Raw genomic sequence first — 15140 nt, 5'->3', positions numbered from 1 at the left:
CCGAAGCGCAGCCCCACTGGGGCGAGCATCGGAATCCCGCAGCCCGGACGCCGGCGACTCAAGAACCCCAGCCGTACACAACCAAACGCCAGCAATTCAGCCAAAAACGTCCTAAGCCTGTGCGCGTTCACGATCCACGGCCGCGACTACGCCCGCATCGATCAGTGCTTCGATTTCCTTGGCGCCATAGCCGAACTCTCCCAGAATCGCGATGCTGTCCTCGCCCAGCCGCGGCGCTGCGCGGTGGTATTGCGCGGGCGTGGCCGACAGCTTCACCGGCATGCCCACGGTGCGCACCTTGCCGGCCACCGGGTGATCCTGTTCCACCACCATGCCGCGCGCCAGCGTCTGCGGATGTGACAGCGCCTGGGCGATGGAATGCACCGGTCCCGCAGGCACGCCGGCAGCGTCGAATACGTCCAACCATTCCTCCGCGCTGCGCGTCTTCAGGATGGCGGACATGTCCTCCACCAGCTGATCACGGTTCTGCATACGGTCGCGGTTGCGCGCGTAGCGGGCATCCTCGGCCCATTCCGGTTTGCCCAGCGCCTGAGTGATGCGCTGCCAGTTCTTCTCGTTGGCGCCGCCGATGATGATCCAGTCGGTGGCGGTGGGGAAGGCTTGGTAGGGCGCGCTGAGCACGTGCGCCGAGCCCGTGGGCCCGGGCGAAACGCCGCTGCCGAAGTAGATGGCGGCATGCCAGTACAGTTGCTGCAAGCTGGCTTCGAGCAATGACGTTTCCACGATCTGGCCTTCGCCGGTGCGCTGCTTGTGCTGATAGGCGGCCAGCACGCCGAAGGCCGCCAGCAGGCCGGCGTTGATGTCCGCGACGGAGTTGCCGGTGCGCAGCGGCGGACCGCCCGGTTCGCCGGTGATCGCCATCAGGCCGGAGAAGCCCTGCGCCACCAGGTCGAAACCGCCCTTGTCGGCATAGGGGCCGGTGGTGCCGTAGCCCGACACCGCGCAATAGATCAGGCCGGGGTTCTCCTGGCGCAGCCGTTCGTAGCCCAGGCCCAGCTTCTCCATGGTGCCCTTGCGGAAGTTCTCGGTCACCACGTCGGCATCGCGGATCATGCGCAGTAGCACCTTCTTGCCTTCGGGGTGCTTCAGGTCCAGCGCGATGGCGCGCTTGTTGCGGTTGAGCATGAGGTAGGGCGCCGAGATGCCGTTGATCTGCGGGTCGCGGTACTGGCGCGAGTCGTCGCCGCCGTCGATCTTTTCGACCTTGATGACGTCGGCGCCCATGTCGGCCAGCATCATGCCGCAGGTCGGGCCGGCCATGATCTGCGACAGCTCGATCACGCGCATGCCGGCAAGCGCGCCGGCGGGGCGCTGGGTGTCGCCCTGGGTATCGTTATGCATGAGTCCTCCTTGCATGGGGTTCAGCGGGCATTGAATTGCGGCTTGGCCTTGGCCAGGAAGGCCTGGTAGCCCGTGCGGAAATCCTCGGTGTCGAAGCAGTCGAAGGCTTCGTCGCGGTCGGCGTCGGTCAGGGTCTTGCCGTCCACCAGGTTGCGGATGAATTTCTTGTGCCAGCGCGCCACCAGCGGCGCGCCGTCGGCGATGCGGCGGGCGGCGGCCTGGGCTTCCGCGGCGACCTGGTCGTCGGGCGCCACGCGCGTGACCACGCCCAGGCGCAACGCTTCCTGGGCGTCGAAGATGGTGCCTTCCAGCAGCACCTGCAGCGCGGCGGACGGACCGACCAGGCGCACCAGCGGCGCCAGTTCCGAATACGACATCACCAGCCCGAGGTTCTTGATGGGCACGCCGAAGCGCGAACTTGCGCCGCAGATGCGGATGTCGGCCAGGCTGGCGATCTCCATGCCCCCGCCTACGCAGATGCCGTGTATCTGCGCCACCACGGGATGGCGGCAGTTGCCGATGGCCTCTATGGTCCGGCGCATGACCGCGCCGTACTCGATGGCCTGACGCTTGTTGCTGCGGGCGGTCTCGAATTCGCTGATGTCGTTGCCGGGAGAGAAGGCTTTCTCGCCCGCGCCGCGCAGCAGCACGCAGCGCACGCTGTCGTCGGCGTCCAGCTCCAGGAAGGTGTCGCCCAGCAGCCGCCAGCTGTCTATGGTGAAGGCGTTGAGCTTTTCCGGGCGGTTCAGCACTACGGTCACGATGTCACCGTCGCGCTGGCGCAGGATGGGGGAGGAATCGGAAGTGGGGGTAGCGCTCATGGTGTTCCTTTGCTTGGGCGGGGGCTGTACCCCCGCCGGGTTGCTGCGAGCTTACTGCTTGGTCAGGCCCAGGCTGGTGGTGAGCTTGCCGTACTTGCTCCATTCATCCTGCACGTAGCTGGCGAAGGCCGCGGGATTGTTGGGGCCGCCGCCCAGTTCCATGCCCTGGTCGGCCAGCTTGGCCTTGATCTCGGGATCGGCCAGGGTCTGGCTCAGGGCCTGGTCGAGTTTCTCCAGGACCGGCTTGGGCAGCTTGGCCGGGGCCAGCACCGCGTACCACTGCACCACGTCCAGGCCCTTGATGCCGGACTCCGCCAGCGTGGGCACGTCGGGCAGGCGCTTGCTGCGTTCGGTGCTGGTCACGGCAAGCGGACGCAGCTTGCCGGCCTGGATCTGGTTGATGGCGCCGGGCAAAGTGTCGAAGTTCATGTCCACGCTGCCGCCCAGCAGGTCGGTCATGGCCTGGCCGCTGCCCTTGTAGGGCACGTGTTCCATGCTCACGCCCGCGATCTGCGAAAAGCGCGCGGCGCTCAGGTGCTGCGGGCTGCCCATGCCGGAAGACGCGTAGGTCAGCTGCTTGGGCTTGGCGCGGGCGTCGTCCACCAGGTTCTGCACGCTGGCGTAGCTGTGCTTGGCCGGGTTGACCACCAGCACATTGGGCACCGAGCCGATGTAGCGCACCGGCGTGAAATCCTTGATCGGGTCGACGCTGGACTGCACTACGTAGGGCGCGGCGACGGTGGATTGCATGTTGGCGAGCAGCAGGGTGTAGCCGTCCGGATCGGCCTTGGCCACGAAGTCGGCCGCGATCAGGCCGGATGCGCCGGGCTTGTTCTCGACCACCACCTGCTGGCCCAGGAGGGTGGACAGGCGGGCTGACAGGATGCGGGCCGACACGTCGGTGCCGCCGCCGGGCACGAAACCGACGATCAGGCGTACTGGCCGCTCCGGCCATTTGGATGCGTCCTGCGCCAGGGCGGGGCTGGCGGCGGCCAGGCTGGCGGTCAATGCCAGGGCGCCGGCCCAGGCGCGAGCGTGCTTGTGCATGTGGGTCTCCTTGGTGGTTGTAAGCCTGCCCGCGTGTTGCTTGATCTATGATGGGGTCAGGTTGGTATGCCGCTGGTGTTTGGTATACCAGATACAAAAATAGTCGAATTAGCGAGTGGCAACAACTCATGGCTAACCCTGAAGTTATGGACCAGTCCGTCCCCGATTTGGCCATCCATCACCCCACGCTGCCGGCCGTGGTGGCCGAGAAACTGCGGCAGCTCATCATCGACGGCACCTTCAAGCCGGGCACCTGGCTCAACGAACGGGACCTGTGCGAGCAGTTGAAGATCTCGCGCACGCCGCTGCGCGAGGCCTACCGCATGCTGGCCTCGGACGGGCTGGTGACCTTGCAGCCCAAGCGCGGGGCGATGGTGATCGAGTTGTCGGCCGATGACGTCGAAAACATCTTCGATGTGCTGTCGGTGCTGGAAGGCCTGGCGGTGCGCAGCGCCGCCGAGCGCGCGACGGACGCGGAGCTGGCGCACATCGCGCAATTGCATGCGCAGATGCTGCAGGGGTATGAGCAGCGCGACATCCGCGCGTATTTCGCGGCCAGCATGGGCACGCACATCGCCATCAACCGCGCCGCCCACAACCCGGCGCTGACGCATTCCTATGACAGGTTCAACCTGCAGGTTCAGGCGCTGCGCTACAAGTCGAATTTCGATATCGACGAATGGACGGCGGCGGTGGCCGACCATGAGGCCTTCGTCCAGGCGCTGATGCGGCGCGATGGCGAGCTTGCGGAGTCGCTCATCCGCAAGCATGTGGGCAGCAAGAAGACCTACAACTTGCGCGGGCGCGCGGGTGGCGCGGCCAAGGCCTGACTAGGCCTGTGATTTGCGCGGGCGGCGCGCGGCCGGGGGCCGGCGGTCCGCCCGCAGTCGCAGTCAGGCCGGCTGCGGCACCGCGCGCTGCCTGCCTATCATCAGCGCGATGACGGCGGCGATCAGGCCGGTCATGCCGGAGATGACGAAGGCCATCAGGTAGCTGCCCTGCGCTTCGCGCACGGCGCCCGCCATCCAGGCGGCGCTGGCGGCGCCCAACTGGTGGCCGGCGACGATCCAGCCGAACACGATGGGGGCATCGCGCTCGCCGAAGGCTTCGGTCGTCAGGCGCAGCGTGGGCGGCACCGTGGCGATCCAGTCCAGGCCGAAGAAGATGGCGAAGATCGACAGGCTGTAGAACGAGAAGTCGGAATAGGGCAGGTAGATCAGCGACAGTCCCCGTAGGCCGTAGTAGACGAACAGCAGCTTGCGCGGATCGTAGCGGTCGGTCAGCCAGCCGGACGCCGTGGTGCCGATCAGGTCGAAAATGCCCATCAGCGCCAGCAGGCCCGCGGCCTGCACCTCGGGCATGCCATGGTCGCCGCAAAGCGCGATCAGGTGCGTGCCCACCAGACCGTTGGTGGTAAAGCCGCAAACGAAGAAAGTGGCGAACAGGAACCAGAAGGTGCGGGTGCGCGAGGCCCGCGCCAGCGCGCCGAAGGTGGCGGCCAGCATGCCGGTGCGCGGCGCGGCGGGCGCCGGCGGCGCATGCGGATCGCTGCCGAACGGCACCAGCCCGACGCTGGCGGGGCGGTCCGGCACCAGCCACCAGGCCAGCGGCACCAGCGCCGCCGCCGCGGCCGCCACGGTCCAGACCACGCGGGTCCAGTCGCCGGACGAGGCCAGCGCCGCCAGCACCGGCAGGAACACCAGCGTGCCGGTTGCGGAACTGGCGGTCAACAGACCCATCATCACGCCGCGGTGCTTGGTGAACCAGCGGTTGACCACGGTCGCGCCCAGCACCACCGCCACCGCGCCCGAACCCAGGCCCGAGAACACGCCCCAGGTCAGCAACAGATGCCAGGACTCGGTCATGAAGGCGCTGGCCGCGCTGGACGCTGCCATCACGAGCAGGGCGCCGATCAGCACCCGCCGCAAGCCGAAGCGTTCCATCGCCGCGGCGGCGAAGGGGCCGACCATGCCATACAGGAAGATGCCGACCGCGGCGGCCAGGGAGATGGTGCTGCGGCTCCAGCCAAAGGTTTCTTCCAGCGGCACCAGCAGCACGCTGGGCGAGGAACGCAGGCCGGCGGAAACCAGCAGGGCCAGGAAAATGACCGCGACGACGACGAAAGCGTACTTCTGGCCGGCGCGCCGGAAAGGAATGGGAGGCTGGGCTATACTCATGTTACTGACCGGTACGTAATGGGGTTTGCGAATAGTACGTACCGGTCAGTAACATAGTCAAGCGATTTTTCGTCGCGTCCGTCATCCGGAAAAGGAGCCCATCCATGGCCAGCAAAACCACCGCCGCCGACCGGCCCGCATCCAAGCCGCCGCTGGCGGCCGATCGCATCCGCAAGACCGCGCGCGAAATGTTCTACCGGGACGGCATCCGGGCGGTGGGCGTGGACGCCATCGTCACTGAGGCGGGGGTGACCAAACCCAGCCTGTACCGCAACTTTTCGTCCAAGGATGAGTTGGCGGCGGCCTATCTGCGCGACTACGACGCCGAATTCTGGGCGCGTTTCGATGCCGCCTGCGCGGCGCATCCGGGCGACCCGCGCGCCCAGGTCCTGGCCTACCTCACCGGCTTGAGCGCGCGAGCGGTGCAAAGCGGATACCGGGGCTGCGGCCTGACCAACGCGGCGGTGGAATACCCCGAAGCCGGCCATCCTGCCCGCGCCGTGGCGGTGGAACACAAGGCGGAGCTGCGCAGGCGCTTGGCCGCCATGGCGGCGGACATGGGGGCGGCCGATCCCGACGCGCTGGGCGATGGCCTGTTGTTGTTGTTCGAGGGCGCCTTCGTCTCCAGCCAGCTGTTTGGCGAGGGCGGGCCTGCCGGGCGGGTCGCGCAGATGGCGGACATGCTGATTCAGGCGCATCTGGCACAGGCCTGATACGGCGCGCCTCCAGATCGAGGGGACGGGGGCGGCACCAGCAAGGTGCAGGCAGCAGTGCACATGTGCACCATTTTTGGTGTTTGTACCCATTGCGCAACGCACAAAAAAATGCTTGAGAAATTTATTGCGACGCAGCAAGCACAGGTCTAAGATGGACTGGTGTTGTTCCACATCGCTTTCTCAAGGAGAGAACCATGAGCGATACCGCGCTGAAGAATGCCCGCATGTCGGATGAGCTGGAACGTACCCTGATTCATGACGCCATCATCGCGGAAAGCCTGTCCGGCCATGCCTCCGGCTCGCGCTGGCTGCGCCTGAAAGTGCGCCTGGCGGCGTTTGGCGGCGCCGTGGGTGAAGTGCTGCACGACATGGACGCTGGCCGCCGCCAACACCCCGTGGTTTCCGCCTATCACTGAAGTGCCCTGGAGCGACGCGCGCAGCGTCGCGAGCGAAAACGCCGGCAATCTGCCGGCGTTTTTCATGGTGCCAGTTGAGTCTCGTCCAGGACTTCACGCAGGCAGGCGATGAATTGCCGGGCGGCTGGCGTCAGGTCGCTGCCCTTGCGCTGTATGACGCAGACCTGCAGGACCGGCAGCGCATCGTCAAGCTCCAGGCGCCGGATGCCCAGGTTTTTGAAGACCGCGTCCGCCAGCGGCTCCACGAACAGTCCGAGATGATCCGTCTGCGACACCAGGGCCAGGGCCGCGGTGAGCGAATCACCTTGCACCACGCGCGGCGGTACCGGCATGCCCAACGACGCGAACAGTCGGGTCGTGGCCGATAGCGGATCGCCGCCATCGCCGGGCAGGGCCCATTCAGCGTTGAGCAGTTCGTGCATCGAGCGCCGGTTGCGCAAGGGATGTTGCCTGCGCATGCCGACCACCAGCCGTACCGGGAACAGCGGCTGGCATTCGAACTCGTCCTGCAACAGCTCCGGGTCCGCATGCATGACCGCGAAATCGACCTGCGGCTCGCGCAGCCGCGTCAGAATGCCTGCCAGGCCGGCTTCGCTGACGTGCAGCGAGACGCCCGGGCGCCGTTGCCGCAAGCGCCGGAACGTCGGGATGAACAAGGTCTGCGCGAACGCGGCACTGACCGCCACGCGCACCTGGCCGGCATTGCCGTCACGTAACTGAGCGACCTCGTCGCGCGCCCGTCGCATGTCATCCAGCAGCAGCTGCGCGCGGGGCAGCAGGGCAGCCCCGCATTCCGTGAGCGTGATGCCCTTGACGCTGCGTTCGACCAGGGCGGCGCCGAGTTCGCGCTCCAGTTCGCGCACGATCTTGGTCACGGCGGGCGCCGAAACGCCCAAGCTGCGAGCGGCAGCGCGGATGCTGTGTTGCGTGGCGACCGCGACGAATGCCTGCAGTTGGTTGGGTTTCATGGACCACCGCCGTTTATGTGTAAACCAAACGGAAACGATGATAAGAGAATTTTGGCTTTTCGGTTTACGTAGGCATCCCTAGAATGCGCCCTGGGAGTGCTGCGGCGGTTGCGCAGGATGGCGAAAGCGGGCGCACTCCAAAGTCCCCGGCTTGCGCATGCATGCGCGGTGGGGGGGCGGCGGGTGGAATTTCGGGATAGGTATGGATCTTTTGGCAGCGATGCGCATCTACGTCCGCGTCGTCGAACGCGAGACGATGTCGGGCGCCGCCCGCGACCTGGGCATGGGGCAGCCAGCGGTGAGCGAACGCATCGAGAAACTCGAGCGCTTCCTGGGCGCCACCTTGCTGTTGCGCACGGGACGCGCGCTCAAGTGCACCGAAGCGGGCAGAATCTTCTACGAACGCAGCCAGGGCTTGCTGGCTTCGGCAGCCGAGGCGGCCGAGGCCGTCTGGGCGACGGGCCAGGAGATCGGCGGCACGCTGCGGATCGCCGCCGCCCATTGCTACGGCGAAAAGGTTGTGGTTCCAACGCTGATCGCGGCGCGGAACGAACACCCGGGCCTGCTGATGGATCTGATCCTCAACGACGCGGCCGTGGATCCGGCCGTCGAAGGGGTCGATCTTTCGATTCGCCTGGGGAGCGCCGGCGACGGGCGCTATCTTGCCTATCCGCTGGGAGAGGTGGACCACGTGCTGGTGGCCACGCCCGAATATCTAGACCGGTACGGCCCGGTCCTCAACAGGCAGGATCTCGCCAGACATCCCTTCATCCGCGTCAAGGACGCTTTCCAGAACGAGGCCTTGCCCATGATGGATGCCGCGGGCGAAAGCCGGCCAGCGGCAATCCGCACGGCCGTCACCACCACGCATTGGCGCGCGATGTTCGACATCATTCTGGGAGCGGGCGGTATCGGAGTCGTGCAGCAGCCCGCTTGCGCTGCGGAGCTGGCGTCCGGCAGGCTGGTGCGCCTGCTGTCCGACCATCGGATGCGTTCGCTGCCGGTCACCGCGCTGACGCCGCCGCAAAGGCCGTTGCCACGGAAGACCCGGGCCATCATCGGCATGTTGCGGGAGGCCATCGAGCTCCGCCGCGACGGGGCGCCGCGAGCCGAGTTCGCCGGCCGGTCCCGGGTTCAGACCAGCATGTCCGCCACCAGATAGCCGTCCAGCAGCAGGATGCCGACCGTGGCTCCGATCGCCGCCCAGGCCCAGGCGCCGCGCAACACGTACTTGCCCATCAGGCTCTTGCGGCAGGCCAGCAACACCAGCGGGCCGAGCGCAAAGGGCAGGGCCAGGCTCAGGATGACCTGGCTAAGCACCAGCAGGCTGTCGGGGTCCTGGCCGCCGGTGAATGCCAACAGGCCGACCGCCGCCGCACCCGCCAGCAACCGGGTCGCAAGCGCGCGGCGCCGGTCGGACCAGCCTTGGCGGACCTGGAAACCGTTGGACAGAATGCGTCCGGCCAGCACGCCGGTGATGGTGGAGCTTTGTCCCGCGGCATACAGCGCCACGGCGAACACGATGGCCGCGCCCACGCCCAGCGTCTGGCCGATCACGGCATGCGCGTCGTCCAGGCTGGAGACGATGAGGCCCGAGCCCGACAGCGAGGCGGCGGCGACGATCATGATGGCGGCGTTGATCAGCATCGCCAGGCCCAGCGACACGATGGTGTCGTTGCGCGCCACGCGCATGGCCAGGTCGCGCGCGGCGGGTGGCAGTTGCTGCGCGCGCTGGGCCAGCGAGCCGGAATGCAGGTACAGGTTGTGCGGCATCAGGGTTGCGCCGAGTATCCCCAGCGCGATCAGGAAGCCCTGCGGGTCGCGCAGCGCCCGGCCAGTCTGGGTGACGCCATGCGCGACTTCCGTCCAGGCCGGATTGGCCTTGAACAGCAGGAACACGAAGGACATGGCGACCACCGACAGCAGCAGGGCGATGAAGCGTTCATGCTTGTCGGCGTTGCCGCGGGTCAACGCCAGCACGGCGAAGGTGCCGACGCCGGTGACCGCCACGCCCGCGATCAGCGGCAGTCCGAAGAGCAGGCGCAGCGCGATTGCGCCGCCGATGAGCTCGGCAAGGGCAGTTGCCAGGATCGCCGCCTCTCCGGCCAGCCAGACCGTCCTGGCCAGGCGCGGCGACAGGTGCCGGGCCGTCAGCGTGGCCAGGTCCTGGCCGGTAGCCAGCGCCAGGCGCGACACCAGGATCTGGAAGCCCAGCGCCAGCAGGGCCGAGGTGACCACAACCAGCAGCAGCCCATAGCCGAAGCCGCTGCCGCCGGCGATGTCGGTGGCCCAGTTGCCCGGATCGATATAGCCCACGGCCACCAGGATGCCCGGGCCGGCGATGCGGCGCAGTCCCGCCGACACCTGCACGTCCTGCGCCAGCGCGGTCCTGCCGCCGGATATCGCGTAGATGAATTGGCTCATGCTCGCTCCTGAGAATGATTCTCATCATCCTCTCGCAGGGGCGGAGCGTCAAATTGATTTTGGGCAAGCAGGGGATAGGCCGGCCCAATGGCGCCGCCCTTGCCGGACGGGCCCTGGGCCGCAGCGGGATCAGGACTTGAGCTTCGCGTCCATGGAGATCTTGGCGTTCAGCACCTTGGACACGGGGCACCCTTTTTCGGCCTTGCGGGCGGCGTCCTCGAAGGCCTGGGCGCTGGCGCCGGGGATGACGGCTTCCACGGTCAGGTGGACGGCAGTGATCGAGAAGCCATCGTCCACCTTGTCCAGCGTGACCTCGGCCTTGGTGTCCAGGCTTTGCGCGACCATGCCTGCTTCCGCCAGGATATTCGACAGGGCCATGGTGAAGCAGCCGGCGTGGGCCGCGCCCAGCAGCTCCTCGGGGTTGGTGCCCGGGGTGTCGCCGAAGCGGGTATTGAAGCCGTAGGCCTGTTCCTTGAGCGCGCCGCTCTGCGTAGAGATGGTGCCCTTGCCGGTCTTCAGGTCGCCGGACCAGTGGGCGGTTGCGGTTTTCTTCATGCGTGACTCCTGTAGTAGGGCCGCGCCCGTCGCGAGCGCGGCCGGTGTGGGAGGGCGCGGGCCGCCGGCTAGGGGCGGAGCGCATTGCCTGGGTTGGCATGACCGATGATACGGCGGGCACGGGCGCCAGGCGCGGAAAGCGTCTGCACGCAACGGCAAGCCGATGTAACCGCTGGTCTTGCAGCGCGACTGCTTGATGCGCGTCGCAAGGCGGCGCGCGCCCATCAGGCAAAATACGGACATCTGCTCAAACTTCGCCGAGAACTGCTGTCATGTCTTACAAGCTCGTCCGCTACGCCTGCGCTGTCGCGCTGGCCGTCCCCGCCTTGTCCGCCCACGCCGAAATCGTCATCGGCGTGGACGTGTCCACGACCGGCCCGGCCGCCGCCATCGGCATCCAGACCAATAACGCGATCCGCCTGTGGCCCGCCACGCTGGGTGGCGAGCCGGCCCGCTACGTGGTGCTGGACGACGGCACCGACGTCAGCAGGGCGGTGAAGAACATGCGCAAGCTGACCTCGGAAGACAAGGTCGACGCCATCGTCGGCCCCAACACCACGGCTGCGGCACTGGCGGGCCTGGACGTGCTGGCCGAGACTGGCACGCCCATGATCGCGCTGGCCGCGTCCAGCGTCATCGTTGAGCCGCTGTCGGATCCGAAGCGCGCCTGGGCCTTCAAGATGCCGCAGAACGATTCGTTGATGGCCACCGCGCTGGTCGCGGACATGAAGAAGAAGGGCCTGAAGAACGTCGCCTTCATCGGTTTCGCGGATTCCTATGGCGACAGCTGGTGGAAGGAGTTCACCGCCGCCGCCGGGACCGACCTGAAGATCGTGGCGCAGGAACGCTTCCAGCGCACCGACGCGTCGGTGGTGGGACAGGTGCTGAAGGTCATCGCCGCCAAGCCCGACGCCGTGCTGATCGCCGGCGCCGGCACGCCTTCCGCCTTGCCGCAGAAGACGCTGCTGGAACGCGGCTACACCGGCGCCATCTACCAGACGCATGGCATCGGCACGCTGGAGTTCCTGCAGGTCGGGGGCGCGGACGTGGAAGGCACCTTGTTCCCCACCGGCCCCGGCGTGGTGGCGCGCGAGCTGCCGGACGACAACCCGGTCAAGAAGGTGGCGGTGGCCTTCGCCGACAAGTACGAAGCCCGCTACGGCGCCAACACGCTGACCCAGTTCGCGGGCGACGCCTATGGCGCCTGGATGCTGCTGGATTCGGCGGTGGCGCGGGCGCTGAAAACTGGCGCCAAGCCCGGCACCCCGGAGTTCCGCGCGGCGCTGCGCGACGCCCTGGAAAACACGCGTGATCTGGTCGTGCCCAATGGCGTCCTGAATATCACCAAGGACAACCACCAGGGCTTCGACGAGCGCGCCCGAGTCATGGGCATCGTCAGGAACGGCCGTTTTTCCTACGCGGAGTAAGTGGGGACATAGACGTCTACCATTCGTAACTTGTCCTGACCTCTCATAGGGCGACGGATCGAAAAGCAGGCTGCGGCCTGCTTTTTTTCGGGCATATCATTCGTATAGAAATCATTTAATAGCGTATTATTTTTAGTGAATCCATATACCTCGAAATAAATACAGGAGAAACTGCCATGAGCCTGATCCGATCCAGACGTTTGCTTGCCGCCTTGAGCCTGGGGGTGCTGGCGGCATGTTCCGACTCGGGGTCCGACAAGGCTGCGCCGGCCGCGAGCGCACCCGCCGCGGCGTCCACCCTGGAGGCCGCCAAGGCCGCTGGCAAGATACGCATCGGCTACGCCAACGAAGCGCCTTTCGCCTACATGGACAGCAAGGAAGCCAAGGTCACGGGCGAGTCCGTGGAGATCGCGCGCGTGGTACTCAAGCGCATGGGTATCAACGAGGTGGAGGGCGTCCTGACCGAGTTCGGCTCCCTTATTCCGGGTCTGCAGGCCAAGCGTTTCGACATCATCGCGGCGGGCATGTACGTCACCCCCGAACGCTGCCAGCAGGTGGCGTTCTCCGACCCCACCTATGGCGTCGGCCAGTCCTTCCTGGTCAAGCAGGGCAATCCCAAGAATCTGCACAGCTACGAAGACGTGATGAAGAATCCCGACGCCAAGCTGGGCGTGGTGGTGGGCGCGATCGAAGCGGAGTACGCCTCCAAGATCAAGGTGCCGCCGGCGCAAGTGGTGGTGTTTCCCGACGCGGTCAGCGCGCTGTCCGGCGTGCAGGCCGGGCGCGCCGACGCCTACGCGGCTACGGCGCTCACGGTCAACGACTTGATGGGCAAGACCAGCGCGGCCAGCGGCCTGGAGAAGGCCGATCCGTTCAAGGACCCCGTCATCGACGGCAAGGATGTGCGCGGCTACGGCGCCTATGCCTTCCGTTCCGACGACAAGGCTTTTGCCGATGCTTTCAACGCTGAATTGGCCAAGTTCATCGGTACCGAAGAACACCAGAAGCTGGTGGCGCCCTTCGGCTTCACCCCGCAGGAGCTGCCCAAGGGAGTCACGGCCGCCAAGCTGTGCGCCGGCCAGTAAGGGGGGCGCATGCGGTTGATATCCGAGCATTTCGCCGAGCTCGTGCCGCCACTGCTGCAAGGGCTGGCGGTCACGCTTGAGATCATGGCCGGCGCGGTGGTGCTGGCCGTCCCGCTGGCGCTGGCTGCGGGCATCGGGCGCCTGTCCTCCCTGCGTCCCTTGCGCTGGATCGCGGCGGTCTACGTCGAGGTGTTCCGCGGCACCTCGGCCCTGGTGCAGCTGTTCTGGTTCTATTTCGTGCTGCCGCTGTTCGGCGTGCAACTGCCCGCCATGCTGGTGGGCATCGTGGTGCTGGCGCTGAATGCCGGCGCCTATGGCGCGGAAGTGGTGCGCGGCGCGATCCGCGCGGTGCCGCCGGGCCAGCGCGAAGCCGGCGTCGCGCTGAACCTGACGCGCGGCCAGATCATGCGCCGCATCGTGGTGCCGCAGGCCGTGCCGGCCATGCTGCCGCCGGCCGGCAACCTGCTGATCGAACTGCTGAAGAACACCGCGCTGGTGTCCCTCATCACCATCACCGACCTGACTTTCCGCGGCCAGTTACTGCGCAGCGAGACCTTGCGCACCACCGAGATCTTCACCCTGATGCTGCTGATGTACTTTGCCGTGGCCCTGCTGATCACGGCCGGCGTGCGGCTGCTGGAACGCAAGGTGCGCGTGCGATGAAGCCGGTATTCGATTGGTCCTTCGCCCTGGAAATCCTGCCCACGCTGGGCTCCGCGCTGCTCATCACGATCCAGGCCACCGTGCTGGGCATGCTGGTGGCCGTCACGCTCGGCCTGGCGCTGGCGCTGTTGCGGCGTTCGCGCCTGCGCATCGTGTCGCTGCCCACGGCTTTCGTGATCGAGTTCGTGCGCAGCACGCCCTTGCTGGTGCAGATGTACTTCCTGTTCTACGTCCTGCCCCTGACCGGCGTGCGGCTGTCGCCGCTGGCCACCGGCATCGCCGCGCTGGGCCTGCACTACGCGACCTATTGCGCCGAGGTCTACCGTGCCGGCATCGAGGCGGTGCCGCGCGGCCAATGGGAGGCTGCCACCGCGCTGAACATGTCGCGCTGGCGCACGGCGGTGGGCGTGGTGCTGCCGCAGGCGATTCCGCCGGTGGTGCCGGCGCTGGGCAATTACCTGGTCGCCATGTTCAAGGACACGCCGCTGCTGTCGGCGATCACCGTGGTGGAACTGCTGCAGCAAAGCAAGATGATCGGCTCGGCGACGTTCCGCTACACCGAGCCCCTGACCCTGGTGGGCCTGCTGTTCCTGGCGCTGAGCCTAGTGGCGGCCTGGGGCGTGCGCGGCCTGGAGGCCCGCCTGCAACGATATGGAGGAAAGCGATGAGCGCCAGCGTAAGCATCAAGAACCTGCGCAAGCAGTACGGCGATCTGGAGGTGCTGCGCGGCATCAACCTGGAGATCCCGTCGGGCCAGACCGTGGCCGTGATCGGCCCTTCGGGCTCGGGCAAGTCCACCCTGCTGCGCGTGCTGATGACGTTGGACCGGCCCACCAGCGGCGACATCGAGATCGATGGCGTGCCCATGTGGACCGACGCCCAGGGCCGCCCCGCCGGGCCCAATTCGGACCATCTGCGCAAGGTCCGCGGCAAGATCGGCATGGTGTTCCAGCACTTCAACCTGTTCCCGCACATGACGGCGCTGGCCAACGCCATGGAGGCGCCGCTGCACGTGCTGGGCATGTCGCGCATCCAGGCGCGCGAACGCGCCGTGGAATACCTGGAAATGGTCGGCCTGGGCGACAAGCTGGAGGTCTATCCGGCGCAGTTGTCGGGGGGGCAGAAGCAGCGCGTGGGCATCGCGCGCGCGCTGGCCATGTGCCCCGACATCATGCTGTTTGACGAGGTGACCTCGGCGCTGGACCCGGAACTGGTGGGCGGCATCCTGCAAATCCTGCGCGACCTGTCGGCCCGGCGCAGCATGACGATGATCATCGTGACCCACCAGATGAAGTTCGCCGAACGCAGTTCGGACCGGACCCTGTTCTTCGACGAGGGCAATATCGTCGAGGACGCCGAATCGTCGGTGCTGTTCAGCCAGCCCCAAGAGGCGCGCACGCGCCAGTTCCTGGATTCGGTGATCGAAGGGCAGTAGCGTATCGCTCGCGGCTGCGGTTGACCCCGCCCGGGCCTGCGGTA

At 66.9% G+C, this 15140-nt stretch carries 16 protein-coding genes; 9 read left to right on the top strand and 7 right to left on the bottom strand.

Annotation, left to right across the window (positions count from 1 at the left end; genetic code table 11):
* Positions 1 to 111: 111 nt before the first annotated feature.
* Genes AC6LKD_RS26535 through AC6LKD_RS26525 form a run of 3 tightly spaced genes read right to left on the bottom strand, consistent with a single transcriptional unit; the run spans position 112 to position 3230 of the window.
* Complete coding sequence (locus AC6LKD_RS26535) at positions 112 to 1362, bottom strand: CaiB/BaiF CoA transferase family protein (RefSeq protein WP_498117914.1); 1251 nt, start codon at positions 1360 to 1362, stop codon at positions 112 to 114.
* Between the two features lie 20 nt (positions 1363 to 1382).
* Complete coding sequence (locus tag AC6LKD_RS26530) at positions 1383 to 2183, bottom strand: enoyl-CoA hydratase/isomerase family protein (RefSeq protein ID WP_498117913.1); 801 nt, start codon at positions 2181 to 2183, stop codon at positions 1383 to 1385.
* Positions 2184 to 2234: 51 nt separating this feature from the next.
* The gene (locus tag AC6LKD_RS26525) at positions 2235 to 3230 is read right to left on the bottom strand and encodes a Bug family tripartite tricarboxylate transporter substrate binding protein (RefSeq protein ID WP_498117912.1); all 996 of its coding nucleotides are present in this window, start codon (positions 3228 to 3230) and stop codon (positions 2235 to 2237) included.
* A 128-nt stretch (positions 3231 to 3358) separates the two neighbouring features.
* On the opposite strand from AC6LKD_RS26525, the gene AC6LKD_RS26520 reads away from it, so the two are divergent.
* Entirely contained in the window at positions 3359 to 4060 is a 702-nt protein-coding gene (locus tag AC6LKD_RS26520) for a GntR family transcriptional regulator (protein WP_148260620.1), read from the top strand.
* 63 nt (positions 4061 to 4123) lie between these two features.
* Here the strand turns inward: AC6LKD_RS26520 and AC6LKD_RS26515 are convergent, their stop codons facing one another.
* Positions 4124 to 5407: an MFS transporter gene (locus tag AC6LKD_RS26515; protein ID WP_498117911.1), complete on the bottom strand. Its 1284-nt coding sequence runs from the start codon at positions 5405 to 5407 to the stop codon at positions 4124 to 4126.
* Between the two features lie 104 nt (positions 5408 to 5511).
* On the opposite strand from AC6LKD_RS26515, the gene AC6LKD_RS26510 reads away from it, so the two are divergent.
* Together AC6LKD_RS26510 and AC6LKD_RS26505 are read left to right on the top strand one after the other, a co-directional pair.
* The gene (locus AC6LKD_RS26510; RefSeq protein WP_498117910.1) at positions 5512 to 6120 is read left to right on the top strand and encodes a TetR/AcrR family transcriptional regulator; all 609 of its coding nucleotides are present in this window, start codon (positions 5512 to 5514) and stop codon (positions 6118 to 6120) included.
* Positions 6121 to 6317: 197 nt separating this feature from the next.
* Positions 6318 to 6539 (top strand): hypothetical protein, encoded by a 222-nt coding sequence (locus tag AC6LKD_RS26505; RefSeq protein ID WP_054455972.1) that lies wholly within the window; start codon positions 6318 to 6320, stop codon positions 6537 to 6539.
* 62 nt (positions 6540 to 6601) lie between these two features.
* Here the strand turns inward: AC6LKD_RS26505 and AC6LKD_RS26500 are convergent, their stop codons facing one another.
* The gene (locus tag AC6LKD_RS26500) at positions 6602 to 7507 is read right to left on the bottom strand and encodes a LysR substrate-binding domain-containing protein (protein WP_498117909.1); all 906 of its coding nucleotides are present in this window, start codon (positions 7505 to 7507) and stop codon (positions 6602 to 6604) included.
* Between the two features lie 202 nt (positions 7508 to 7709).
* Here AC6LKD_RS26500 and AC6LKD_RS26495 point away from each other — a divergent pair, with 202 nt between their 5' ends.
* On the top strand, positions 7710 to 8669 hold the full coding sequence (locus AC6LKD_RS26495; RefSeq protein WP_498117908.1) for a LysR family transcriptional regulator: 960 nt from the start codon (positions 7710 to 7712) through the stop codon (positions 8667 to 8669).
* On the opposite strand, the gene AC6LKD_RS26490 is transcribed toward AC6LKD_RS26495, so the two are convergent.
* Both AC6LKD_RS26490 and AC6LKD_RS26485 read right to left on the bottom strand, forming a co-directional pair.
* The gene (locus AC6LKD_RS26490; RefSeq protein WP_498117907.1) at positions 8642 to 9931 is read right to left on the bottom strand and encodes an Nramp family divalent metal transporter; all 1290 of its coding nucleotides are present in this window, start codon (positions 9929 to 9931) and stop codon (positions 8642 to 8644) included. The genes AC6LKD_RS26495 and AC6LKD_RS26490 overlap by 28 nt on opposite strands.
* 129 nt (positions 9932 to 10060) lie before the next feature.
* Positions 10061 to 10486, bottom strand: a complete 426-nt coding sequence (locus AC6LKD_RS26485; protein ID WP_013394740.1) for an OsmC family protein — start codon at positions 10484 to 10486, stop codon at positions 10061 to 10063.
* 272 nt (positions 10487 to 10758) lie between these two features.
* On the opposite strand from AC6LKD_RS26485, the gene AC6LKD_RS26480 reads away from it, so the two are divergent.
* From AC6LKD_RS26480 to AC6LKD_RS26460, 5 genes are all read left to right on the top strand, one after another.
* Positions 10759 to 11913, top strand: a complete 1155-nt coding sequence (locus tag AC6LKD_RS26480) for an ABC transporter substrate-binding protein (RefSeq protein WP_498117906.1) — start codon at positions 10759 to 10761, stop codon at positions 11911 to 11913.
* Positions 11914 to 12089: 176 nt separating this feature from the next.
* Positions 12090 to 12998 (top strand): ectoine/hydroxyectoine ABC transporter substrate-binding protein EhuB, encoded by a 909-nt coding sequence (gene ehuB, locus AC6LKD_RS26475; RefSeq protein WP_013394738.1) that lies wholly within the window; start codon positions 12090 to 12092, stop codon positions 12996 to 12998.
* A gap of 9 nt (positions 12999 to 13007) precedes the next feature.
* Positions 13008 to 13661, top strand: a complete 654-nt coding sequence (ehuC, locus tag AC6LKD_RS26470; protein ID WP_013394737.1) for an ectoine/hydroxyectoine ABC transporter permease subunit EhuC — start codon at positions 13008 to 13010, stop codon at positions 13659 to 13661.
* Entirely contained in the window at positions 13658 to 14329 is a 672-nt protein-coding gene (ehuD, locus tag AC6LKD_RS26465; protein WP_013394736.1) for an ectoine/hydroxyectoine ABC transporter permease subunit EhuD, read from the top strand. Before ehuC ends, ehuD begins: the two co-directional genes overlap by 4 nt.
* Positions 14326 to 15096 carry an amino acid ABC transporter ATP-binding protein gene (locus tag AC6LKD_RS26460; protein ID WP_492276332.1) on the top strand — a complete coding sequence of 257 codons (771 nt, stop codon included), beginning with the start codon at positions 14326 to 14328 and terminating at the stop codon, positions 15094 to 15096. The genes ehuD and AC6LKD_RS26460 overlap by 4 nt, the downstream gene beginning before the upstream one ends.
* Positions 15097 to 15140: the final 44 nt, after the last annotated feature.

This window comes from Achromobacter sp. D7-1, from assembly GCF_059760445.1.
Note: the sequence above shows the minus strand (reverse complement) of the source record. Positions and strands in the feature narration are given on the sequence as shown.